Origin of the sequence: Dactylosporangium sp. CS-047395 (assembly GCF_050942185.1) — a bacterium.
Taxonomy (GTDB): domain Bacteria; phylum Actinomycetota; class Actinomycetes; order Mycobacteriales; family Micromonosporaceae; genus Dactylosporangium.
On the sequence record NZ_CP192015.1, the window covers coordinates 2,385,892 to 2,406,105 of the forward strand.

22 protein-coding genes are annotated in these 20,214 nt (G+C 72.3%); 10 read left to right on the forward strand and 12 right to left on the reverse strand.

The annotated features are described in order from the left end of the window. Positions 1-77: 77 nt before the first annotated feature. From ACQP00_RS11065 to ACQP00_RS11080, 4 genes are read left to right on the forward strand one after another with little or no spacing between them, the layout of a single operon-like run. Complete coding sequence (locus ACQP00_RS11065) at positions 78-674, forward strand: Hsp20/alpha crystallin family protein (RefSeq protein ID WP_433217929.1); 597 nt, start codon at positions 78-80, stop codon at positions 672-674. A 31-nt stretch (positions 675-705) separates the two neighbouring features. Continuing rightward, positions 706-1,494, forward strand: a complete 789-nt coding sequence (locus ACQP00_RS11070; protein ID WP_433217931.1) for a DnaJ C-terminal domain-containing protein — start codon at positions 706-708, stop codon at positions 1,492-1,494. A gap of 21 nt (positions 1,495-1,515) precedes the next feature. Further along, entirely contained in the window at positions 1,516-2,091 is a 576-nt protein-coding gene (locus ACQP00_RS11075; RefSeq protein WP_433217933.1) for an HdeD family acid-resistance protein, read from the forward strand. 33 nt (positions 2,092-2,124) lie between these two features. Next, complete coding sequence (locus tag ACQP00_RS11080; protein WP_433217935.1) at positions 2,125-2,604, forward strand: hypothetical protein; 480 nt, start codon at positions 2,125-2,127, stop codon at positions 2,602-2,604. Here ACQP00_RS11080 and ACQP00_RS11085 read toward each other — a convergent pair. The 6 genes from ACQP00_RS11085 to ACQP00_RS11110 all read right to left on the reverse strand — a co-directional run bounded on the left by ACQP00_RS11085 (position 2,589) and on the right by ACQP00_RS11110 (position 8,596). After that, the gene (locus ACQP00_RS11085; protein WP_433217936.1) at positions 2,589-2,960 is read right to left on the reverse strand and encodes an AtzH-like domain-containing protein; all 372 of its coding nucleotides are present in this window, start codon (positions 2,958-2,960) and stop codon (positions 2,589-2,591) included. The two genes, ACQP00_RS11080 and ACQP00_RS11085, sit on opposite strands and share 16 nt — an antisense overlap. A gap of 11 nt (positions 2,961-2,971) precedes the next feature. Next, positions 2,972-4,534: a regulator gene (locus ACQP00_RS11090; protein WP_433217938.1), complete on the reverse strand. Its 1,563-nt coding sequence runs from the start codon at positions 4,532-4,534 to the stop codon at positions 2,972-2,974. Beyond that, entirely contained in the window at positions 4,521-5,138 is a 618-nt protein-coding gene (locus ACQP00_RS11095; RefSeq protein ID WP_433223811.1) for a cysteine hydrolase family protein, read from the reverse strand. The genes ACQP00_RS11090 and ACQP00_RS11095 overlap by 14 nt, the downstream gene beginning before the upstream one ends. Positions 5,139-5,418: 280 nt before the next feature. Further along, on the reverse strand, positions 5,419-6,120 hold the full coding sequence (biuH, locus tag ACQP00_RS11100) for a biuret amidohydrolase (protein WP_433217940.1): 702 nt from the start codon (positions 6,118-6,120) through the stop codon (positions 5,419-5,421). 69 nt (positions 6,121-6,189) lie between these two features. Next, positions 6,190-6,834, reverse strand: coding sequence for a GntR family transcriptional regulator (locus ACQP00_RS11105; RefSeq protein WP_433217942.1), 645 nt, complete (start codon positions 6,832-6,834; stop codon positions 6,190-6,192). 22 nt (positions 6,835-6,856) lie between these two features. After that, entirely contained in the window at positions 6,857-8,596 is a 1,740-nt protein-coding gene (locus ACQP00_RS11110; protein ID WP_433217944.1) for an ABC transporter ATP-binding protein, read from the reverse strand. A gap of 112 nt (positions 8,597-8,708) precedes the next feature. Here ACQP00_RS11110 and ACQP00_RS11115 point away from each other — a divergent pair, with 112 nt between their 5' ends. After that, positions 8,709-9,359, forward strand: coding sequence for a hypothetical protein (locus ACQP00_RS11115; protein ID WP_433217946.1), 651 nt, complete (start codon positions 8,709-8,711; stop codon positions 9,357-9,359). A gap of 38 nt (positions 9,360-9,397) precedes the next feature. Here ACQP00_RS11115 and ACQP00_RS11120 read toward each other — a convergent pair whose 3' ends face one another. Next, entirely contained in the window at positions 9,398-9,625 is a 228-nt protein-coding gene (locus ACQP00_RS11120) for a hypothetical protein (protein ID WP_433217948.1), read from the reverse strand. Between the two features lie 24 nt (positions 9,626-9,649). Between ACQP00_RS11120 and ACQP00_RS11125 the strand changes: the two genes are divergently transcribed. Together ACQP00_RS11125 and ACQP00_RS11130 are read left to right on the forward strand one after the other, a co-directional pair. After that, on the forward strand, positions 9,650-10,762 hold the full coding sequence (locus tag ACQP00_RS11125) for a TolB family protein (protein WP_433217950.1): 1,113 nt from the start codon (positions 9,650-9,652) through the stop codon (positions 10,760-10,762). Between the two features lie 3 nt (positions 10,763-10,765). Continuing rightward, on the forward strand, positions 10,766-11,389 hold the full coding sequence (locus ACQP00_RS11130) for a hypothetical protein (RefSeq protein WP_433217952.1): 624 nt from the start codon (positions 10,766-10,768) through the stop codon (positions 11,387-11,389). Here the strand turns inward: ACQP00_RS11130 and ACQP00_RS11135 are convergent. Genes ACQP00_RS11135 through aceB form a run of 4 tightly spaced genes read right to left on the reverse strand, consistent with a single transcriptional unit; the run spans position 11,366 to position 16,765 of the window. Continuing rightward, positions 11,366-12,547, reverse strand: coding sequence for a (Fe-S)-binding protein (locus ACQP00_RS11135; protein WP_433217954.1), 1,182 nt, complete (start codon positions 12,545-12,547; stop codon positions 11,366-11,368). The genes ACQP00_RS11130 and ACQP00_RS11135 overlap by 24 nt on opposite strands. Further along, entirely contained in the window at positions 12,547-13,740 is a 1,194-nt protein-coding gene (locus tag ACQP00_RS11140) for an FAD-binding oxidoreductase (protein WP_433217956.1), read from the reverse strand. Before ACQP00_RS11140 ends, ACQP00_RS11135 begins: the two co-directional genes overlap by 1 nt. A 2-nt stretch (positions 13,741-13,742) precedes the next feature. Beyond that, on the reverse strand, positions 13,743-15,197 hold the full coding sequence (locus ACQP00_RS11145; RefSeq protein WP_433217957.1) for an FAD-linked oxidase C-terminal domain-containing protein: 1,455 nt from the start codon (positions 15,195-15,197) through the stop codon (positions 13,743-13,745). Continuing rightward, positions 15,194-16,765, reverse strand: a complete 1,572-nt coding sequence (aceB, locus tag ACQP00_RS11150) for a malate synthase A (RefSeq protein WP_433217959.1) — start codon at positions 16,763-16,765, stop codon at positions 15,194-15,196. The genes ACQP00_RS11145 and aceB overlap by 4 nt, the downstream gene beginning before the upstream one ends. A gap of 226 nt (positions 16,766-16,991) precedes the next feature. Here aceB and ACQP00_RS11155 point away from each other — a divergent pair, with 226 nt between their 5' ends. From ACQP00_RS11155 to ACQP00_RS11165, 3 genes are all read left to right on the forward strand, one after another. Further along, on the forward strand, positions 16,992-17,807 hold the full coding sequence (locus ACQP00_RS11155) for an FKBP-type peptidyl-prolyl cis-trans isomerase (RefSeq protein ID WP_433217961.1): 816 nt from the start codon (positions 16,992-16,994) through the stop codon (positions 17,805-17,807). A 428-nt stretch (positions 17,808-18,235) separates the two neighbouring features. Beyond that, positions 18,236-18,607, forward strand: a complete 372-nt coding sequence (locus ACQP00_RS11160; RefSeq protein WP_433217963.1) for an SDR family NAD(P)-dependent oxidoreductase — start codon at positions 18,236-18,238, stop codon at positions 18,605-18,607. Continuing rightward, positions 18,562-19,008: an SDR family NAD(P)-dependent oxidoreductase gene (locus ACQP00_RS11165; RefSeq protein ID WP_433223813.1), complete on the forward strand. Its 447-nt coding sequence runs from the start codon at positions 18,562-18,564 to the stop codon at positions 19,006-19,008. Before ACQP00_RS11160 ends, ACQP00_RS11165 begins: the two co-directional genes overlap by 46 nt. On the opposite strand, the gene ACQP00_RS11170 is transcribed toward ACQP00_RS11165, so the two are convergent. After that, positions 19,000-20,202 carry a hypothetical protein gene (locus ACQP00_RS11170; RefSeq protein ID WP_433217965.1) on the reverse strand — a complete coding sequence of 401 codons (1,203 nt, stop codon included), beginning with the start codon at positions 20,200-20,202 and terminating at the stop codon, positions 19,000-19,002. The genes ACQP00_RS11165 and ACQP00_RS11170 overlap by 9 nt on opposite strands. Positions 20,203-20,214 lie beyond the last annotated feature (12 nt).

Below are 20,214 nucleotides of genomic sequence, written 5' to 3' on the forward strand. Positions count from 1 at the left end.
GGTGGGAGCAGCTCACCCGGCGCTCGCCCAGCATTGCGGGGTACAGCAGCAGCCCCTTCGCCTTTGGAGGCGTCACCATGACACTGCTGGTCACCCGTCCCCGCCGGTCGCTGGCCATGTATCCGGCGCTCGGCCTGCCCGTGACGAGCGGCGCCCCCGTCGACATCGAGGAGACGGCCGAGGCGTTCCGGATCGAGCTGGACCTGCCGGGCGTGGCCCCCGGCGACGTGGAGATCGAGCTGCGCGACAACGAGCTGCGGGTCTACGGCTCGTTCCAGGAGAAGCACCGCGTCGGTACCCTGCGCCACCACGCGCGGCGCACCGGCGAGTTCGAGTACGTGGTGGCGCTGCCGGGCGACATCGACGGCGACGCGGTCGAGGCCGATCTCGACGGCGGGGTGCTGACCATCGTGGCGCCGAAGCTGCGCGAGCAGCAGTCGCGCCGGATCGAGATCCGCGACACCAAGCACCAGCAGCAGCGGCCGCGGCAGGTGAGCGGGCTGCCGGAGGCGAAGGCGACGCCGCCGAGCGTGCGCCCGGGCGCCCCCGACACCCCGGCGGCGCAGGCCAAGCAGATGAAGGACGGGCAGAACCGGCCGGGACCGGCGAGCCAGACCGTCGGCTCGTCAGGAGTCGGCAGCACCGGGCAGGTCGGCCGGAGCTCGACGGCCTGAGGCCCGCGGCCCCGGTGCGGGGACGGCCTTGATGGCCGCCGCTGCCCGCGACCCCTACGAGGTGCTCGGCGTGCCGCGGAGCGCGGGGCGGGAGGAGATCCAGCGCGCGTACCGTCGCCTGGCCCGCCGCCACCACCCGGACGTCAGCGCCGAACCGGGCGCGGAGGAGCGGTTCAAGGAGATCAACGCGGCCTACCGCGTGCTGGTCGCGCGGGCGCAGAAGCGGCCCGAGCGGTACCGGGGCGGCATGGACGACCTGTCCGGCGGGCTGTTCCGGGGTGCCCGCGGTGCCGACCTGCGGGCCGAGGTCACCGTCGGCGTGGAGGTCGCGTTCATCGGCGGCCGCCAGCGGGTGACCGTGGGCGGGCCGGCCGGGCGGCCCCGCCAGTACGACGTGCACGTCCCCGCCGGCGTGGCCGACGGGGAGCGGCTGCGGCTGCCCGGCCGCGGCGAGCCCGGGGTGCGCGGCGGGGCGGCGGGAGACCTGCTGCTCGAGGTACACCTGGCGCCCCACCCGCGGCTGAGGGTCGCGGGGCGGGACGTGCGGGTCGCGGTGCCCATCAGCCCGTGGGAGGCCGCGCTCGGCGCCGCGGTGCCGATCGGCCTGCCCGGCGGGGACGTGCGGCTGGACGTGCCGGCCGGGTCCTCCTCGGGGCGGCGGGTGCGGATGCCGGGGCACGGGCTGCCCAATCCCCGCGGCGCCCCCGGCGATCTCTTCGCGGAGCTGCGCATCGTCGTACCGGAGTCGCTCACCCCCGGCGAGCGCGCCCTCTACGGCTCGCTGGCCCGCGAATCCACCTTTGACCCCCGCCATGGATGAGACCGAAGGGAAGGGGATCACATGCTCAAAAGGGAAGCCTGGCTGCTGGGCATTCGGGGCGTACTCGCCATCGTGTTCGGCATCCTCGCGGTGATCTGGCCCGGCGTGACGGTGATCGCGCTGGCGCTGCTGTTCGGCATCTTCGCCATCGTGACCGGCATCGAGCAGATCGTGCACGCCATCCGGCCCGCGCCCGGCCCGTCGAATCCGGTCACCGGATTCGCGGACGGCACCGGCCCCCGCGTGGCCCGCGGCGTGGCCGGCATCGTCGGGGTCGTCCTCGGCGTCATGGCCATCGCCTGGCCCGGCGTCACCGCGGTGGCGCTGGCCATCCTGGTCGGCATCTGGGCCGTCGTCACCGGCCTGTCCGACCTGTGGCTCGCCACCCGGCAGCACGGCGGCTGGTCCCTCGCGCTCGTCGGGGCCCTCGCGATCGTGGCCGGGCTGTTCATCATGGTCCGCCCGGCGGCCGGCGCGCTCGCCATCGCGTGGGCCATCGGGCTGTACGCGATCGTGAGCGGCGTCCTGCTGCTGGTCGCCGCCTACCAGCTCACGCACCAGGGCTCGGGCCGCGGGCACATGGCGGCGGCACACTGACGAACCCGGTGAGGTCTCTGCGAGGATGCCACCGTGGAGGCCTCACGCAAGGCGGCCCAAGCGCTCGTGCTCGCCGCGGGCTTCGCCGCGCTGGCCGGTGGCATCGCCGGCGTCGTGGTGTGGCGGGACATCGAGGCGGCGTACCTGCAGGCGTACGGCGGGGGCGGCGCCTCCCGCGGGCACACGGCGGTCATCGCCGGGCTCGCGCTGGCCGTCGCCGCCGACGGGTGCTGCCTCTACGCCGCGTCCCAGCTGCGCTCCGGCCGGCGCTGGCCGACCTGGCTCACCTGCGGACTGATCATCTTCGGGCTGATCCCGGCGATCTTCGGCGGCGGAACGATCATCGCGCCGCGGATCGTCGGCGTGCAGGCGTCGGCGATCGAGCTCGGGGCGGACATCGCGGCGGTGACGCCCGGCTGGTACGTCCCGCTCGTCACCGGCCTCTCGCTCGTCGCGCTGTGCGCGGCCGCGCTGGCGGCGATGCTCGCGGCGGTGCCTCAGTACGACACGTGAGCGTGCACGATCCGCCACCCCGCGGGCAGCCGGACCCAGGTCTGCGACTGCCGCCCCGGCCCGCCGTCCTGATCGGGATAGTCGAACAGGGTCGTGACGGTGGCCAGGTCCGAGCCGAACGTCGTCACCCGCGTCTCGAACAGCCGGCGGCCCGGCGGGAGCATCGGCTGGGCCGCGCGCCAGGCGTGCAGCTCGGCCGCCCCGGTCTGCCGGTCCGCGATTCCGAACCGGGTGACCGCGGGTGAGTCCCAGAACCAGGACCCGAGCGCCCCGACGTCGCCCGCCACCAGCGCCTTCTCGTAGTCGGTGAAGGCGGCCAGCACCTCGGCCACGACCTCGGGGCGATCGATGTCCACAGTGGACCTTTCTAGACGGTTTCGAGTTCGAGCTCTTCGGCCTCGAGCACCCGCGGCGCCGGCCGGGTCAGCGCGAACAGGCCGCACACGACCGCGATGAACAGGTACCCGAGCGCCACCGGGCCGTTGGCGTTCCAGGCGATCTGCCCGGCGTGGATGAGCCCGACGAACGACAGCAGCGCGCCGGACGCGGCGAAGATCGCCGCGTGGACGAAGCGTTTGTCGATCACGAACGCCACGATCGAGCCGAGCACGAGCCCGGCCAGGATGGCGCCCTGGCCGAGGGTGAGCAGGCCGGTGTACACCACGCCGTTGCCCTCCAGCGCCGCCTCCCCGACCTTCGCCGCGGTGGTGCCGGCGGCCGCCAGCGAGTTGTCGATCTGCCCGGTGGCCCACTGGGCTATGTTCGGCACCAGCGCCGCGATCACCGCCGCCGCGTGCGCCCGCGGCGTGAACTGGAACGCCTGGGCGCCGATGAGCAGCCCGATGTACAGCAGGATCGGCACGATCGCGGGCATCGGGAACACCGCGCCGAGCAGCCCGAACATGCCCAGGAAGCACAGCAGCGCGATGACGATGCCGGTGGCCATCGAGTAGCCGTTGCCCCCGCCGGCCTTCTTCCAGCCGGGGTGGCCGACGTACACCGCGGGCGGGAACGGCGAGCCGAGCGCCGAGCCGATGATCGCGCCCGCCCCGTCGGCCAGCAGCACGCTGCGCAGGTTGTAGTTGTCGCCCGCGGCGGCCGCGCTCTCCACGTTGGACATGCCCTCGGTGAAGTTGTAGACGCCGAGCGGGATGGCCGTGGCCAGCAGCGGCGCCACGTCCGACAGACCCGAGAAGAGCAGATCCAGGTGTACTCCCGGCAGCGCGAACCCGATCTCGCTCGCCGCCGCGCTCACCGCGTTGCCGTCCATCGCCCCGCCGATCCAGCCGATCGCGGTGCCGAGCAGCAGCGCGGCCAGCCCGATCGGGAAGTTGCCCGGCAGCTTGGTGTCGGTGAGCAGGCCGATGAGCAGCAGCGCGAAGACCGGCAGGGCGACCCAGGCCAGGTTCCACATCCGGGCCGCGGGCAGCATGGAGATGAACGTGATGGAGATGCCGGCCAGGGTCCCCAGCAGAGCGGCCCGCGGCGCGTGCCGACGGATGTACGGCCCGACGAAAGCGCCGATCAGCACGATCACGCCGATGATGAACGCCCACGCCAGGCCGGCCTTCCACGCTTTGGTGGCGTCCTGCGTCTTCAGGTACACCGGCAGCATGATGACGAAGATGACGATGAACATGTGCGGCACGCTGGGCCCGTAGGGCAGGGCCGTGACGTCGGTGCGGTTCTCGCGCTTGGCGAGCCGGCGGGCCAGGAACGTGTAGTAGACGTTGCCGACCACGAGCGCGATGCCCAGGGCCGGGAGGATCGCGTGGAACACGTCGCGCTCGCTGAGCTTGACCACGCCCAGGCACAGGGCGGTCAGGGTCAGCACGTTCACGAGCACGTTGACCCCGAAGCCGAAGAAGGCGTTGGTGTCGCCGCGCACCCACCAGGGCACTTTCAGCGTGGGGGTCTCAGTCTCGGCCATGGGTCACGTCCTCGAGTCGCAGTGCGGCGATGAACGCCGGGGAGTCGGCGACCCAGCCGAAGATGCCGCCCTGCGCGGCGATCATCGCCAGTCCCGCCCGCTGGAACTCCGGGAAGTAGGAGCCGACGCAGTCCGCGAGCACGAGACACTCGTAGCCGCGGTCGTTGGCCTCCCGGACGGTGGTGTGCACGCAGACCTCGGTGGTGACGCCGGTGACGACGAGGCTGCGGATGCCCTGCTCGGTCAGCAGGTCGCCGAGCCCGGTCGCGTAGAACGCGCCCTTGCCGGGCTTGTCGATGACCGGCTCGCCCGGGGCCGGGGCGAGCTCGTCGATGATGTCGTGGCCGCGCTCGCCGCGGATGAGGATGCGCCCCATCGGCCCGGGCGCGCCGATGCGCATGCTCGGGTCGCCGCGGTTGAGCTTGGCCGGCGGGCAGTCGGACAGGTCGGGCAGGTGCCCCTCGCGGGTGTGGATGATCGGCAGCCCGGCCGCGCGGGCCGCGCGCAGGAGGTTCGCCGTGGGTTCGATGGTCCGGCGCAGCTGCCCGACGTCGTTGCCGAGGGTCTCGCCGAAGCCGCCGGGCTCCAGGAAGTCGCGCTGCATGTCGATCACGAGCAGCGCCGTACTCCGCGGCTCGAACGAATAAGGGTTGGGAGTCGCATCGATAACGACCACAGTGGACACTCCTAAGCCCTGATTTCACCAGGACGTGCTGTCGCAAGTGGGAGAGAGCGCGCTTTTGAGGGGGCGTGGGTGGAGCGAAGCTCCCCCACTGTTCTTCAGGACATCGAGCGGTAAACCCCGTCGCCAAACAGACCGTCCGCGACAGACCGTCCGCGACAGACCGTCCGCGGCAGACCGTCCGCGGCAGACCGTCCGCGGCTCAGAAGACCGTGGCCGCGATGACGTCCGCGGACGTGGCGACGCAGCCGAAGACGCCACCCTGCATGGTGACCATGTGCAGCGCGGCCGCGTGGTTGCCGGGATCGGTGGCGCCGGTGCAGTCCGACAGGATCAGGCACTCGAAGCCGCGGTCGTTCGCCTCGCGCATCGTGGTGTGCACGCAGACGTCGGTCGTGATGCCGGTCAGGATCAAGTGCGTGATGCCGTGGGTACGGAGCACCAGGTCGAGATTGGTGGCGTAGAACGCGCCCTTGCCGGGCTTGTCGACCACGACCTCGCCCGGGGCCGGCGCGACCTCGGGCACGATCTCCCAGCCCGGCTCGCCCTTGATGAGAATGCGCCCGCACGGCCCGGTCGAGCCGATCTCCGCGCCGATCTGCGCCGACCTCCAGCGCTTGTTCGGCGGCAGGTCGGACAGGTCCGGGTCGTGCCCCTCGCGGGTGTGCACCACGAGCATGCCCAGGCCGCGGACGTGATCGAGCAGCTTGGCCGTGGCCGGCAGCCCGGCCCTGGTCAAGCCGATGTCGTACCCCATGCTGTCGACGTATCCGCCCGGCCCGCAGAAGTCGGTCTGCCAGTCGATGCACAGCAGCGCCGTACGCTCGACCGGAACGCTGCCGTCGTAGGGCCAGGCGTACGGCTGCGCGCCGCCGACCGGGCCGATGCTCGCTGCGCTGGTCATGCTGTCGATTGTCGACAATCCTGTTTCGTCGACCGGCGCGCTCTGTAACGCATTGATGTCCGGAAGTTTCTATTCTCCGTCGATGTACGAGCGGGCGCCGTGCTCGGCCAGCGCGGCCAGCACCGCCTCCGGGTCCCGGGACGCGACCACGTCGAACAGCCGCTCGTGGCGGTGCACCCCGTCGTGCGGGCGGGCCACCTCGGCCTCGCGGCGCAGGTTCAGCGCCATGTACAGCTGGATCTTCACCAGCACCGACTCGTGCACGATGGCGAGCTGGCGGTTGCCGGCCAGGGCGACGACTGCCACATGGAACTCGCGGTGCGCGGTCGCCACGTCGAACTGGTCGCCGCGCTCGTCGGCCTCCTGCATGGCCTTCAGCGCCGCGGCGATCCCGCCCAGGTCCGCGTCCGGCGGGGTGGTCGTCACCGCGTGCCGCTCCAGCACGTCGCGGACCGCGTACAGGTCCCGGATGTCGGCGTCGGACAGCACGGCCACCCGCACGCCCCGGCGCGGCATGTGCTCGACGAGCCCCTGCTGGGCCAGCAGCCGCAGGGCCTCCCGCAGCGGGGCGCGGCTGATCCCGAAGCGCTTGGTCAGCTGCTCCTCGACCAGGCGCTCGCCGGGTTCGGTGCCGCCGCCGAGGATCTCCCGGGTCAGCCGGAGCACCGCGAGCTCGACCAGACTGGCACTGGTCAGCTCGTCGGTCTGCCTCATCGGCACAGTCTCGCAGACCCGTCTATACGGACTGCAACCCGTGCAGCCGCGCGAAGAGCCCGCCGGCGGCCAGCAGTTCCTCGTGGGTACCGAGCTCGACCAGGCTGCCTCCCGCCAGTACGGCGATCCGGTCGGCGTCACGGATCGTGGCCAGCCGGTGCGCGACGACGAACGTGGTGCGGCCCCGCATGAGCCGGGCGAGGGCCTCCTGCACCAGTGCCTCCGACTCGCTGTCCAGGGCCGAGGTCGCCTCGTCGAGCAGCAGCACCCGCGGGTCGCGCACGAGCGCCCGGGCGATCGCCAGGCGCTGCCGCTGGCCGCCGGAGAGCATCGCGCCGCGCTCGCCGACCATGGTGTCCCAGCCGTGCGGCAGGTGCTCGACGAACTCGAGGGCGTTGGCGTCGCGCAGGGCCCGGGTGACCCGCTCCTCGTCGAGGTCCCGGCGGCCGTACGTCACGTTCTCCCAGATCGTGCCGTCGAAGAGGACGGGCTCTTGCGGTACCACCGAAACGAACTTCCGATAGGAGCGCAGGTCGATCTCCTCCATGTCCCGCCCGTCGAGCAGGACCCGGCCCTCGGTCGGGCGGATGAAGCCGATGAGCAGGTTCAGCATGGTCGACTTGCCGGAGCCGGACGGGCCGACGAACGCGATCGTCTCGCCCGCGGCCACGTGCAGGTCGATGCCCCGCACGGCCGGCTCCGCGGCCTCCGGGTAGTGGTAGCCGACGTTCTCGAGCGCGATCTCGCCGCGCACCGCCGGCACCCGCGCCTTGCCCTCGTTGAGCTCCAGGTCGGGCGCGGACAGCACCTCGCCGATCGAGCGGACCGACTCCAGGCCCTTGGTGATGATCGGCGCCAGCCCGAACAGGCCGATCACGGAGCTGGTGAGCACCGCGAAGTACGTGCTGAGCAGCACCACGTCGCCCGCGCTGACCGGCGCGAAGCCCGACCACGCGGCCCACCCGGCGGCGACCAGGCAGGCCGCCCCGAGCAGCTGGTACGTCACCCAGGACATCGCCCCGAACCGCCCGTTGACCATGTCCAGGCGCAGGCCGGCCGTGCGGACCTCCTCGACCGTGCCCCGCATGCGGTGCACCGCCTCCTGCTCCAGCGCGTGCGCCCGGGTGATCGGCATCAGGTGCGCCATCTCGTCGACCCGCGCCGAGAGCTCCTCGACCCGCCGGCGGAACTCCTCGTTGCGCGCCCCGGACCGCTTGCGCACCATCGCGACCAGGGCGGCGGTGCACGGTACGACCAGCAGGAACAGGGGGACGAACTGCGGTACGCGGATGGCGGTCAGGGTGAGCGCGCCGGTGAGCGTGAGCACCGCCGAGGTGCCCGACGCCGCCACCTGCTGCAGCATCATCTCCACGTTCTCGACGTCCCGGACGAGCTTGGTCTGCAGCAGGCTCCCGCCCGCCCGGGTGTGGAACGCGATCGACAGCAGCTGCAGCCGCCCGGCCAGCGCCGAGCGCAGGTCGGTGCCGAGGTGCCGGACGATCAGCGACATCTGCCGCACCCACAGCATGTGCGTCGGCACGTTCTGCAGCAGGATCACCGCCAGCACGCCCGCGTTGAGCCACAGCTGGGCGATCGGCCGGTGCTGCACCACGACGTCGATGATGTTGGCGGTGAGCAGCGGCAGCAGCCAGATCGGGCTGTCCTTCACGGCGAACGCGAGGGTGGCCAGCAGCAGCCGCCACCGCGACCGGGCGAGCAGGCGGAAGATCGTGCGCACCGGACGGCGCCCGTCGAAGTCCATGAAGGTCATTCTTTTGCCAGGCGGGCGGCCCGGGAAGTCGAGCGAACCGTCGACCGCGTCACAGCCGAACCGGGGGCATAATTTGTCGCACCCTGGTTGTAGCCTGCGTGTCATGACGCAGCCACCGTATGGAACTCCGAATCCGTATGGGCAGCCGGATCCGTACGGTCAGCAGCCGTCCCCGTATGGGCAGCAGCCTTCCCCGTACGGTCAGCAGCCGACGTACGGTCAGCAGCCCGTCCCCTACGGCCAGTCCGACCCGTACGGGCAGCCCGCGCTCCCGCCGCCGATGTCCTCGCCGCCGGCCTCGGGCCAGCCCTACAACACCGCCTACCAGCTGCCCCCGGTCTCGGGCGCACCGGCCTCGGGCGGCGCCTACGACCCCTACGGCCAGGCCGCCTACGCCCAGCCCGCCTACGGCCAGCCCGCGGCCTACCCGATGGCCGTGCAGGCCTACGACCCGCTGACCGGCCAGCCGTATTCCGACAAGAGCAAGCTGGTCGCCGGCCTGCTCCAGCTGCTGCCGGGCCTGTTCTTCGCGATCGGCGGCATCGGCCGGCTCTACGCGGGCAACATCGCCCTCGGCGTGACCCAGCTGATCCTGAGCTTCGTGGTCGGCTGGGTGGCCTTCTTCTGCGGCTTCTTCCTGCTCTTCCCGTTCCTGATCACCGGCGGCCTGTGGCTCTGGTTCATCATCGACGGCATCATGATGCTCGCCGGCCGCCCGGTCGACGGCCAGGGGCGCCCGCTGCGCCCGAGCTGACCCGCTCCCCGCCCCCGCGGGCGCGGCCGGGTCCCGGCTCAGCGCCCGCGGCGGTGGTGACGGTGCAGCAGCAGGTCGGTGGGGCCGTAGAAGCGGTGCCCGAGCACGCACCGCAGGTGCACGTGCTCGACCGGCCCGTGCGTGCTCGGCAGCCGGCCGTCGTGGCGCTTGGTCGCGGGGAGCCCGCACTCGGGGCAGTCCACCAGATTCGTCTCCATGCCCGCCCACCACGCACTCGGCGGGCGTTGCGGGTCAGCGTCGTCCATGATCTGACGCCTAGGGTGGATCCGGTGGAATTCGAGCGCCTGGTGTGCCACCCGCGGCTGCCGCTGATCGCGGGGCTGCAGTCCGACCGGCCGGCCGTACACATCTGGGACGGCGACCTGGACGACCTGACGATCCTCGGCGCCGGCTCCCAGCCGTACTCCGTGGACGACTTCGGCCACGACCGCCGCGTGCGCACCCCCGGCGTGGCATGGCACCCCCACGAACCGCTGCTGCTGATCCCGACCCCCGACGGCGTGATCCGCTGGACCCCGACCGGCATCACCACCGAGCCGGGCGGCGCGTACCGGTGGCTGGGCTTCACCCCGGACGGCCGGACCCTGCTCGCCTCCCCGTCGGCGGCGGGCAAGCCGGAGTGGGACCAGTCGGACGTGCTCGACGTGGCGAGCGGAGCGGTCGGCATCGGCCCGGGCTGGGACACGGGCGCCGTGCCACACCCGGCGGGCGAGATCGTGGCCACCCTCCGCACCGACCAGGGCGCCACCCTCGTCGTCTTCGCCCACCCCGCCGGAACCGCCCTGCGCCTGCTCAGCCGCGCGGTGATCGTGAACGTCGACGGGTACACGCCCCCGGTCTTCAGCCCCGACGGCCGCTACTTCGCCCTGCGCGGCAACAACTACGTGCACTCGCTCGACGTGTACGCGTTCCCCTCGCTGCGCCGCGTCCTGCAGACGACCCTCGGCGACCTGGACGAGCCGTGGTCCTGGCACAACATCGCCTTCGGCACGGAGCCCGGCCGCCTGTTCATCGGCACCCCGAGCGGCACCCTGATCGAGTGCGACCTGGAGCTGGGCTCGGCCGCCGAACTGCCCCTGCCGTCGCCGACCCCGGTGACCGCGCTCGCCACCATGGCCGACGGCTCCCTGGTGCTCGCGGGCGGCGAAACGCTGCGCATGCTGCAACAGCCGACCGCGCCCGCGGCCGACCCCGCCACCGTGCGCGACTTCCTGGCCGGCGCGCCGCCGGTGCGGGAGGACGAGGACCTGGAGGAGCAGCTCGTGCTGACCGACGGCGAGCAGGAGTGGGGGTCCGACGAGCTCGACGCCCTCACCGAGGCGAGCGACCAGGACCCGGCGTGGCTGCAGCGCCGCGCCGCCATCAACCAGATCCTGGAATAGCCGGTGGAGATCGAGCGCCTCGTCTGCCATCCACGGCTGCCGTTCGTGGCGGGGCTGCGGGCCGACCGCCCGGCGGTGCGGGTGCTGGACGGGGCGTTGCGTGAGCTGGCGGTGATCGGGGGCGACGCGCGGCCGTACGTCGACGAGGACCGGGACCTGCGCACCCCGACGGTGACCTGGCACCCGTACGATCCGGTGCTGATGGTGCCGACCGCCGAGGGCGTGGTCCGCTGGTCGCCGAGCGGGGTCGCCACCGTGGTCGCGGGCGCCTACCTCGAGCTCGGGTTCTCCCCGGACGGACGGACGCTGCTCGCCATGCGGCCGCCCAGTTTCGAGGAGGAGTCGTACCGGTCGGACGTGATCGACCTGGCGCCCGGTTCGGTCGTGACCGCGATGGCCGCGCGGGCCGACGGGTCGATCGTGGTCGCGTCCGGTGCTGAGCTGCACGTGGTCGCCCAGCCGTCGCCCGGCGCCGCCGAGGTGGTGGCGGTGCGCGAGTTCCTCGCCGCGGCGCCCGAGTTGCCGGCGGGGATTGCTGGGGACGACCTGGAGGACGTGCTGGAGCTCATCGACGAGGCGGACGGCGATCCGCTGTGGTGGCCGTCAGGGGCGGACGCCGCGGATTGAGGCGTCCAGGACCTCGGCGGTGTGGGCCAGGCGGATGGTGGAGCCGGCTCGGCGTACCGCGGCGGCGATCTGCATCAGGCAGCCCGGGTTCGCGGTGATGAGCATGGACGCGCCGGTGGAGAGGACGTCGCGGGCCTTGCGGTCGCCGAGTTGGGCGGCCGGTTCCGGGTTGAGGATGTTCCAGATGCCGGCCGAGCCGCAGCAGATCTCGGCGTCCGGGATTTCGCGCAGGTCCAGCTCCGGGATGGCGCGCAGGAGCGACCTCGGCTCGGCGCGGATGCCCTGGGCGTGCGCGAGGTGGCAGGCGTCGTGGTACGCGGCGGTGACCGGGACCGGGTGCCGCGGGGCGACCGGGCCCAGCTCGACCAGGAACTCCGACAGGTCGCGGACCTTGCCGGCGAACGTCGTTTCCTTCAGCGCCGAGCCGCAGCCGGCCGCGTTCACGATCAACGCGTCGACGTCGGCGAACGTGCGCTCGATACCTTCGGCGAAGCGGTCCGCCTCCGCCGCTCGGCCGCTGTGCCGGCTCAGGGCGCCGCAGCAGCCCTGGTCCGGCGGGACCACGACCTCGCAGCCCTCGGCGGCCAGGACCCTTGCCGTGGCCGCGTTCACGCCGGGGAAGAAGGCGTGCTGGACGCAGCCGGTGAGCATGCCGACGCGGGCGCGGCGGGAGCCTACGGGGGAGACCACCGCCGGGAGCCGGGCCGTGCGGGTGGACGTCGGGGCCAGGTCCAGCAAAGTCTGGACCGTGGCGGGCAGGCGGTCGCGGAAGGGGGTGCCGATCATGCGGTACCCACGCAGCGGGCCCTTGGCGAGCGCCAGTCGGCGGCGGTAGGGGAAGAGGGCGAACACGGCCGCGCGCAGGGCTCGGCCGGCGGGTGGGCGGACCTCCTCGACCATGGTGCGGGTCTCGGTGATGAGCTCGTCGTAGCGTACGCCGCTCGGGCACGCCGTCACGCACGCCATGCAGCCCAGGCACGCGTCGAAGTGGCCGGCCATCGATGGCGTCAGCGGGTCGCCCTGCGATTCCTGCAGCATGAGCTGGATGCGCCCGCGCGGGGAGTCCATCTCCTCGCCCCACAGCACATAGGTCGGACAGGTCGGCAGGCAGAAGCCGCAGTGGACGCAGTCGCTGATCAGCTCTTCGCGGTCGGGCATCAGATGCCGCCCACGAATCGGCCCGGCGCGAGGGTGCCGGCCGGGTCGAACTGGTCCTTCACGCGGCGCATGAGGTCCAGGCCGTCGACGTGGCCCCAGACATCGACCCTCGCTCGTACCGGTGGTGGCGCGGTCAGCACCACGCAGTGCCCGGCCCCGGCGCGGGTGGCGGCGCGCAGGTCGCTGATGACGCCGGCCACGACGCCGGGGTCGGTGGTGCCGGGCAGCCCCGCGTACAGCACGCCGGTGCCGGCCGAGCCGCGCACCCGAAGCGCCACGTCGTGCAGCCGGGCGGTGACGCCGGCCGCCGTCAGCAGATACGGCACCCGCGACAGCGCGCACGTCAGCTTGATGCCGACGTCGCCCGGCGCCCACGGGTACGTGCCCCAGGCCGGCGGCGGGGCCTCGCCCTGCTCGCCGCCGTCGCCGAGGAGCTTCTCCAGGTCGTTGGCGCGCCGCTCGACGCCCGCCGGGACGCCCTCGACCAGCGCGGTGACGGTGAGCGGGCCGTCGCCGGCGGCCATGTCGACCTCCAGCGCGCTCGGCACCAGCTGCGCGGCGAGCACGGCGGCGACCGCGCGGCCGGCGTCGTCGGGCGTCTCGGCGGGTGCGGACACGTAGCGGGCCGCGGCGGGCAGCGGGTGCAGGCGGAACGCGCACTCGGTGATGACGCCGAGGGTGCCGTACGAGCCGGCGACGAGCTTGCCGAGGTCGTACCCGGCGACGTTCTTGACGACCTTGCCCCCGGCCTTGGCCACGACGCCGTCGGCGCGCACCACGGTGACGCCGATGAGCAGGTCGCGGACGGTGCCGTAGAGCATGCGGCGGGGCCCGGAGGCGTTGACGGCGACGGTGCCGCCGATCGTGGCGCCCGGCAGCGGCTCGTCCAGCGCCAGCTGCTGCCCGGCCGGGCGCAGCGCCGCCTGCACCTCGGCGAGCGGCGTCCCGGCGCGCACGATCGCCACCAGGTCGCCGGCCGCGTGCTCGACGAGGCCGCAGACGCCGCGCATCTCCACGATGAGGTCGAGCCGCTGCGGCGGGAGGGCCCAGTCCTGGCGGGTCCCGGCGCCCCGGGCGACGAGCGCGAAGCCGTCGCGGGCGGCATCCCGTACACAGGAAGCCACCTCGGCGGTCGTGGTCGGCCGCGCGACCGTGGACGCGGGCACTCCGGCGATATCGTCGACGACCCTCATCGTCAGAACACCTCCACGCCGGCCTCGTGCCAGGGATTCGGACCCTTGCGGCGGCCGGGCACCTCGCCGCACAGCCGCGGGGTCGGGAAGACCTTGCCCGGATTGGCCAGGCCCCGCGGGTCGAACGCGCAACGCAGGAGTTGCATGGTGTCGAGGTCTTCGTCGGAGTACATCCGCGGAAGGTGTTTGGCCTTGTCCATCCCGACGCCGTGCTCACCGGTGATCGACCCGCCGTGCTCCACGCAGATGTCGAGGATCGCCCCGGACACCGTCTCGGCCCGCTCGGCCTGCCCGGCGACCGCCTCGTCGAAGAGCACCAGCGGGTGCAGGTTGCCGTCGCCGGCGTGGAAGACGTTGGCGACGCGCACGCCGTGCTCCGCGGCCAGCTCGCCGATGCGCGTGAGGACCTGCGGCAGCGCGGTGCGCGGGATGACCCCGTCCTGCACGATGTAGTCGGGGGAGATCCGCCCGACCGCGGCGAACGCCGACTTGCGGCCCTTCCAGAACAGCGCCCGCTCGGCGTCGTCGGCCGCGATGCGGATCTCGAACGCCCCGTGCCGGCGGCAGAACTCCTCGACCGCGGCGAACTGGGCGTCCACCTCGGCCGCCGGCCCGTCGAGCTCGACGATGAGCACCGCACCCGCCCCGGCCGGATAGCCGCAGTGCACCGCCGCCTCGGCCGCCTCGATCGCGAGCGCGTCCATCATCTCCACGGCCGCCGGCACCACGCCCGCCGCGATGATGGCCGAGGTCGCGGCGCCCGCCTCGTCGGGGCCCGCGAAGGCCGCCAGCAGGGTGCGCACCGTTTCCGGAAGACGCAGCAGCCGTACTGTCACCTCGGTCGCGATCCCCAGCGTGCCCTCGGAGCCGACGAAGGCCCCCAGCAGGTCGTATCCGGGCGCGTCAGGTGCCCGCCCGCCGAGGCGGACCAGGTCCCCGTCGGGCGTGACGATCTGGACCTCGGTGACGTGGTTGGCGGTGAAGCCGTACTTGAGGCAGTGCGCGCCGCCGGAGTTCTCCGCCACGTTGCCGCCGATCGAGCAGATCTGCTGGCTGGAGGGGTCGGGGGCGTAGTAGTACCCATGCGGGCTCGCGGCTTTGGAAACCTGCAGGTTGATGACCCCGGGCTCCAGCACGGCCCGCTCGTCCTGCGGCGCGACCTCGCGGATGGCGCGCAGCTGCGAGGTGACGATCAGCGCCCCGTCGGCGTGGGGGAGCGCGCCGCCGGACAGGCCGGTGCCGGAGCCGCGGGCCACGAACGGCACCTTGTGCTCGGCGCAGGCCCGCACCACGGCCGCGCACTCCTCGGCCGTGCGGGGCAGCAGCACGATCCCCGGCACGACCCGGTAGTGGGCCAGGCCGTCGCACTCGTAGGTCCGCAGCCGCGCATGGTCGGTGATGATCTGGTCGGCTGGCAGGGTCGTGGTCAGCGCCTGTCGCAGAGCATCGAGGCTCATGGCATCCGTTCGTACGCCGGAATCGTCAGGAAGTCCACAAATTCGTCGGCCACGGCCACCTCCATGAACAATTCCCGGGCATCGGTGAGGTCGTCGTTCAGGTCGCCGTCGAGCTTGGCCAGCTCCTCGTCGGCGATCCGCTCGATCAGCTCGCGGGTCACCCGCTCGCCGGTGTCGTCCAGCTCGATGCCGTTGTGCAGCCACTGCCAGACCTGCGAGCGGGAGATCTCGGCGGTCGCCGCGTCCTCCATCATGTTGTTGATCGCGACGGCGCCGTTGCCCTTGATCCAGGCGGCGAGGTACTGCACGCCGACGCTCACCGCGTTGCGCAGCCCCTCCTCGGTGCGCCGGCCGGGCGTGGCCGCGATGTTGAGCAGCTCGTCGGCGGTCACGTGGACGTCCTCGCGGGTGCGGTCGAGCTGGTTCGGGCGGTCGCGCAGCACCCCGTCGAAGATCTCCCGGCAGACCGGCACCAGGTCCGGGTGGGCGACCCACGACCCGTCGAAGCCGTCGCCCGCCTCGCGGGTCTTGTCGGCGGAAACTTTCTCGAACGCGGCGGCGTTCACGGCCGCGTCGCGCCGGCTCGGGATGAACGCCGCCATCCCGCCGATCGCGTGCGCGCCGCGCTTGTGGCAGGTGCGCACCAGCAGCTCGGTGTACGCGCGCATGAACGGCACGGTCATCGTCACCGAGTTGCGGTCGGGCAGCAGGAAGTCGCGGCCGCGGGTCCGGAACTTCTTGATGACACTGAACATGTAGTCCCAGCGGCCGGCGTTCAGGCCCGCCGAGTGCTCGCGCAGCTCGTAGAGGATCTCCTCCATCTCGAACGCGGCCGGGAAGGTCTCGATCAGCACCGTGGCGCGGATGGTGCCGGTCGGGCGGCCGAAGCGCTCCTCGGTGAAGGCGAACACCTCGTTCCACAGCCGGGCCTCGAGGTGCGACTCCATCTTGGGCAGGTAGAAGTACGGCCGGGTGGCGAGATGGTTGTGGAAGAAGTAGAGCCCGAAGTCGGTCAGCGAACCCGACGTCGGCTGCCCGTCGACCAGGATGTGCTTCTCCGGCAGGTGCCAGCCGCGCGGACGCACCACGATGGTCGGCCGCGCGCCGTCGGTCAGCTTGTACTGCTTGCCCTCCGCCGACGTGAACCCCAGCGTCCCGGCCACCGCGTCGCGCAGGTTGAGCTGCCCCTGCACCACGTTTTCCCACAGCGGCGTGTTGGCGTCCTCGTGGTCGGCCAGCCAGACCCTGGCCCCGGAGTTGAGCGCGTTGATCGTCATCTTGGCGTCGGTCGGCCCGGTGATCTCGACCCGGCGGTCCTCCAGGCCGGGCGCCGGTTCGGCCACCCGCCAGTCGCCCTCCCGCACGTCGCGGGTCTTCGCCAGGAAGCCCAGCGAGCCGCCCGCCTGCAGGTCGGCCTCGCGCTCCTTGCGCAGTGCGAGCAGCTCCAGCCGCCGCGCGTCGAACCCGCGATGCAGATCTGCCAGGAAACTCAGAGCCTCTTCGGTCAGGATCTCGGCGTAGCGATCGCCGAGTGGTCCGGTAATCTCGACGCCCGTAGCGTTGCCCATACGACCGACCTTAGGCCATATCGCGGCCACCCCCGGTGCGTGCCGCGAGGCGTGTGGTATGGGAAGCTCTGCCGAACGAAACTCAGGTCCGTCCGTGTGCTGGGCCGTCCACCAGGGGAGTCGACGAATCGTGAGCGATCGGGGCAGGAAGGGCGGCCCGGCGAGGTCCACGCCGAAGTCGGCGAAGGCCAATCCGGAGCCGGCTTCCGAGGTTGAGGAAACGCCTTTGGACGCTGTTTCCTCTTCTTCCGCGGACCCTTCCGATGAGCCGGATGTCATTTCTTCGGATGACTCGGACATTTCGGATGTTCCGGAGGATGACGCTTCTGAAGAGTCCTCTTCTGAAGAGGACTCTTCTGAAGAGCCGAAGAAGTCCAAGAACAAGGGCCCCGCGCCGCTGAGCCGCGCCGAGAAGCGCGCCGCGGCCCGGGTCGCCGCCGCGAAGGCCGCCCGCCGCCGCCGCGTGGGCCAGGCCATCGCCGGTGTGGTGGTCCTCCTGGTGGCCGTCGGTGGCGCCTTCGCCGGCGTCTGGTACTTCGGCGACCGCGCCGAGCAGCAGAAGACCGAGTGCAAGAAGCCGGACCAGAGCTCGTACCCGCCGCTGCTGGGTGGCTTCGACAAGCGCCTCGCCGACGAGCCCAAGACCGAGAAGGGCACCGAGGCGAGCGTCGGCGTCCGCACGGTCAAGGTGGAGATCCAGGGCAAGTGCAAGACCGTCAAGCCCGGTGACACCGTCGTCGTGAACTACGTCGGCCTGACCTACAAGGACGGCAAGGTCTTCGACTCGTCCTGGCAGCACAAGCAGACCTTCCCCGTGCAGGTCGGCATGCTGGAGCAGGGCCAGCAGGCGCAGGTCATCGAGGGCTGGGACCGGGGCCTGGTGGGCCTGAAGGTCGGCAGCCGGGTCATCCTCGACATCCCGGTCAAGGAGGCCTACAACAACGCGGACGGCTACCCGCAGGGCGACCTCCGCTTCTACGTCGACATCCTGGACATCCAGGCGGCGGACTCGACGGGCGGCCTGCAGATACCGGGCAATTAGCGCCCACGCTTCGCCCAGGGCGGTTCCGGCCACACGCCGGAGCCGCCCTGCGTCGTGAGTACCGCCGTCACCGATTCGCCACCGATGTCACCAGCCGCCCACCCGCCGACCTGGTCGCCGTGCATCGCACGTCGACACTCGTGGGATCACGCCGAGTATCGACACGATGCTGAACTTGATCGTGCCGTCGACCGTCCACATTCGCGCGCCGCGTCCTCGGCGAGCGGACCGATCGAGCGCGTCGCCGCCGCGGCCGGGCGGACCGCCCAAGCCAACGCCGCGACGCCCGCGACGACCACGACCGCCGTGGTGGCGATGCCGGCGACGATCAACGGACGGTTCAACACGCCGGGCGACCTGACCGCTACGGCGGCTGCGGTGCGGGCACGAGGACGGTTCGCGGGCCGTTGCGCGCTAGGTTGCGGAGTATGAGCGAAGTACTGCTGACCGGTGCCACCTCCGGCCTCGGGCGTTGGCTCGCCCCGCGGCTCGGGCAGGCCGGCCTCACCGTCCTGGTGCACGGCCGCGACAAGAGCAAGGTCGAGCGCGGCGTCGCCGAGGTCGAGCAGGCCGGCGGCCGGGCCGAGGGGTTCGTCGCCGACCTGGCCCGGCTCGGCGACGTGGACCGGCTGGCCGGCGAGGTCGAGGGGCGGCCGCTCACCCACCTCGTCAACAATGCGGGCGTGGGGTTCGGGGAGCGGAACGGTACACGGGAAGAAAGCAAGACGGCCATGAACTGCGCTGGGCCGTCAACCTGCTCGCGCCCGTGCGGCTCACCCGGGCGCTGCTGCCCACGCTGAAGGCCAACGCGCCCGCGCGGATCGTCAATGTTGGATCGCTGGGCCAGGAGCCGATCGATTTCGAGGATTTACAGATGCGGCGACGGTACGACGGGGTCACCGCCTACCGGCGCAGCAAGCTCGCCCTCGCCGCGTGGACCTACGAGCTCGCCGAGGAGCTGGACGGCACCGGCGTCACGGCCAACTGCCTGCACCCGGCGACATTCATGGATACGGCAATGGTCAGACAGTACGGACAACGGCCCTTCAGCAGCGTGGACGAGGGCGGGGCGGCGACGCTGCGGCTCATCCTCGACGAGACGCGGTCCGGGCTCTTCTTCGACGGGCAGGAGCCGGCCGAACCGCATCCCGACGCCAAGGATCCGCAGGTCAGGGCCCGGCTGCTGGCGGCGCTAGAGTGACCGTGCCACGTTGCGCAGGCGTTCGACCACGCCCGGGTGCGGCCATGTGCGCAGGCGGTAGCGCTCCGGGTCGAGGCCGGGCTCCGGCTCCAGGTCGACCTCGCGGGCCAGGTCGTCCCAGGCCACGAAGAACGGGCTGAGGTCGTCGGACGGGAAGGCCACGAAGTCGGCGCGGGGCAGCAGGGTGTCGACGCCCTCGCCCCAGCTGGCGAAGGAGATCACCGAGCCGTCGGGGCGTTCGGCGAGGGTGCACGCGGCGACGAAGGCGTCGGACTCCAGGTGATGGGCCTGCGCGGCGTACTCCGACGTGGCCATGAGGACCTCGGTGCGGTGCGTGATCTCGTACATCGGGTCGTCCGCCGGCGCCAGGAACGGCACCACGGCGCCGGTGTGGTCGACGGTGAAGGCCATCGGCGAGATGGGCCGGGCGGCCTCGCGGTACTCGCGCTCGACCAGCTCGAAGAGCTTGGCCAGCGACTCCGCGGTGTCGTCGGCGCCCCGGCCGACCAGCAGCATGCCGGTCGTGTCGGGCACGAAGGCGAGCGGGGGGCCGCCGAGGCGGGACTGCTGCGCGGCGAGCCAGCCGTCGACGAAGAGGTGCGAGGACCAGTACGCGTCGCCGTCCTCGACCATGCGGACCAGGGTGCGCGGGCCGGGGGCGTCGGTGGTGTCGTCGGTGACCGCCGCGATCGCCGCCATGTTGCGCCGGGCGCGGTCGAACACGGTGTGCTCGGTGACGCCCCACTCCTGGATCTGCTTCCCGGTCACGTACATCACCGACGTCGGCTGGTCCACGACCACGAACTCCGACAGGTACCCCCACGCCGGACGGCGCACCGGGCGCGGCGCCGAGGTGGGCATGCCGGCGCCGAAGGTGACCGTGCGCGGGACCGGGCGCAGCAGCGGGGCGACCTCGGTCCAGGTGTTCGGGGCGCCCGGGTTGAAGACCACGGCGCTGAGGAACGACGCGATGCGCTCCCGGCGCTCGGAGCGGTCGGCGCGCTCGCACTCGCGGTAGATGTTACCCAGGTAGGCGATGGCCGGCTGGGCCTGGGCGGAGTCCCGGCGGACCTCGATCGCGAACTGTTCCGGAAGGTACCGCGCCGAGGCCACGCCCGCATCGCGAATCGCGGTCAGCACGCGGCGGGCGAATCGCTCCTGTGGCGTGCCGCGGAGCCGGTCGAGCATCCCCATGCGGCCAGACGG

Bases quoted from the DNA above. Each gene is read 5' to 3' on its own strand.
- ACQP00_RS11065 (WP_433217929.1), top strand. From the start codon at position 78: ATGACACTGCTGGTCACCCGTCCCCGCCGGTCGCTGGCCATGTATCCG.
- ACQP00_RS11070 (WP_433217931.1), top strand. From the start codon at position 706: ATGGCCGCCGCTGCCCGCGACCCCTACGAGGTGCTCGGCGTGCCGCGG.
- ACQP00_RS11075 (WP_433217933.1), top strand. From the start codon at position 1,516: ATGCTCAAAAGGGAAGCCTGGCTGCTGGGCATTCGGGGCGTACTCGCC.
- ACQP00_RS11090 (WP_433217938.1), bottom strand. From the start codon at position 4,534: ATGGCCGAGACTGAGACCCCCACGCTGAAAGTGCCCTGGTGGGTGCGC.
- ACQP00_RS11095 (WP_433223811.1), bottom strand. From the start codon at position 5,138: ATGCAGCGCGACTTCCTGGAGCCCGGCGGCTTCGGCGAGACCCTCGGC.
- biuH (WP_433217940.1), bottom strand. From the start codon at position 6,120: ATGACCAGCGCAGCGAGCATCGGCCCGGTCGGCGGCGCGCAGCCGTAC.
- ACQP00_RS11105 (WP_433217942.1), bottom strand. From the start codon at position 6,834: ATGAGGCAGACCGACGAGCTGACCAGTGCCAGTCTGGTCGAGCTCGCG.
- ACQP00_RS11110 (WP_433217944.1), bottom strand. From the start codon at position 8,596: ATGGACTTCGACGGGCGCCGTCCGGTGCGCACGATCTTCCGCCTGCTC.
- ACQP00_RS11115 (WP_433217946.1), top strand. From the start codon at position 8,709: ATGACGCAGCCACCGTATGGAACTCCGAATCCGTATGGGCAGCCGGAT.
- ACQP00_RS11120 (WP_433217948.1), bottom strand. From the start codon at position 9,625: ATGGACGACGCTGACCCGCAACGCCCGCCGAGTGCGTGGTGGGCGGGC.
- ACQP00_RS11135 (WP_433217954.1), bottom strand. From the start codon at position 12,547: ATGCCCGACCGCGAAGAGCTGATCAGCGACTGCGTCCACTGCGGCTTC.
- ACQP00_RS11140 (WP_433217956.1), bottom strand. From the start codon at position 13,740: ATGAGGGTCGTCGACGATATCGCCGGAGTGCCCGCGTCCACGGTCGCG.
- ACQP00_RS11145 (WP_433217957.1), bottom strand. From the start codon at position 15,197: ATGAGCCTCGATGCTCTGCGACAGGCGCTGACCACGACCCTGCCAGCC.
- aceB (WP_433217959.1), bottom strand. From the start codon at position 16,765: ATGGGCAACGCTACGGGCGTCGAGATTACCGGACCACTCGGCGATCGC.
- ACQP00_RS11160 (WP_433217963.1), top strand. From the start codon at position 18,236: ATGAGCGAAGTACTGCTGACCGGTGCCACCTCCGGCCTCGGGCGTTGG.
- ACQP00_RS11170 (WP_433217965.1), bottom strand. From the start codon at position 20,202: ATGGGGATGCTCGACCGGCTCCGCGGCACGCCACAGGAGCGATTCGCC.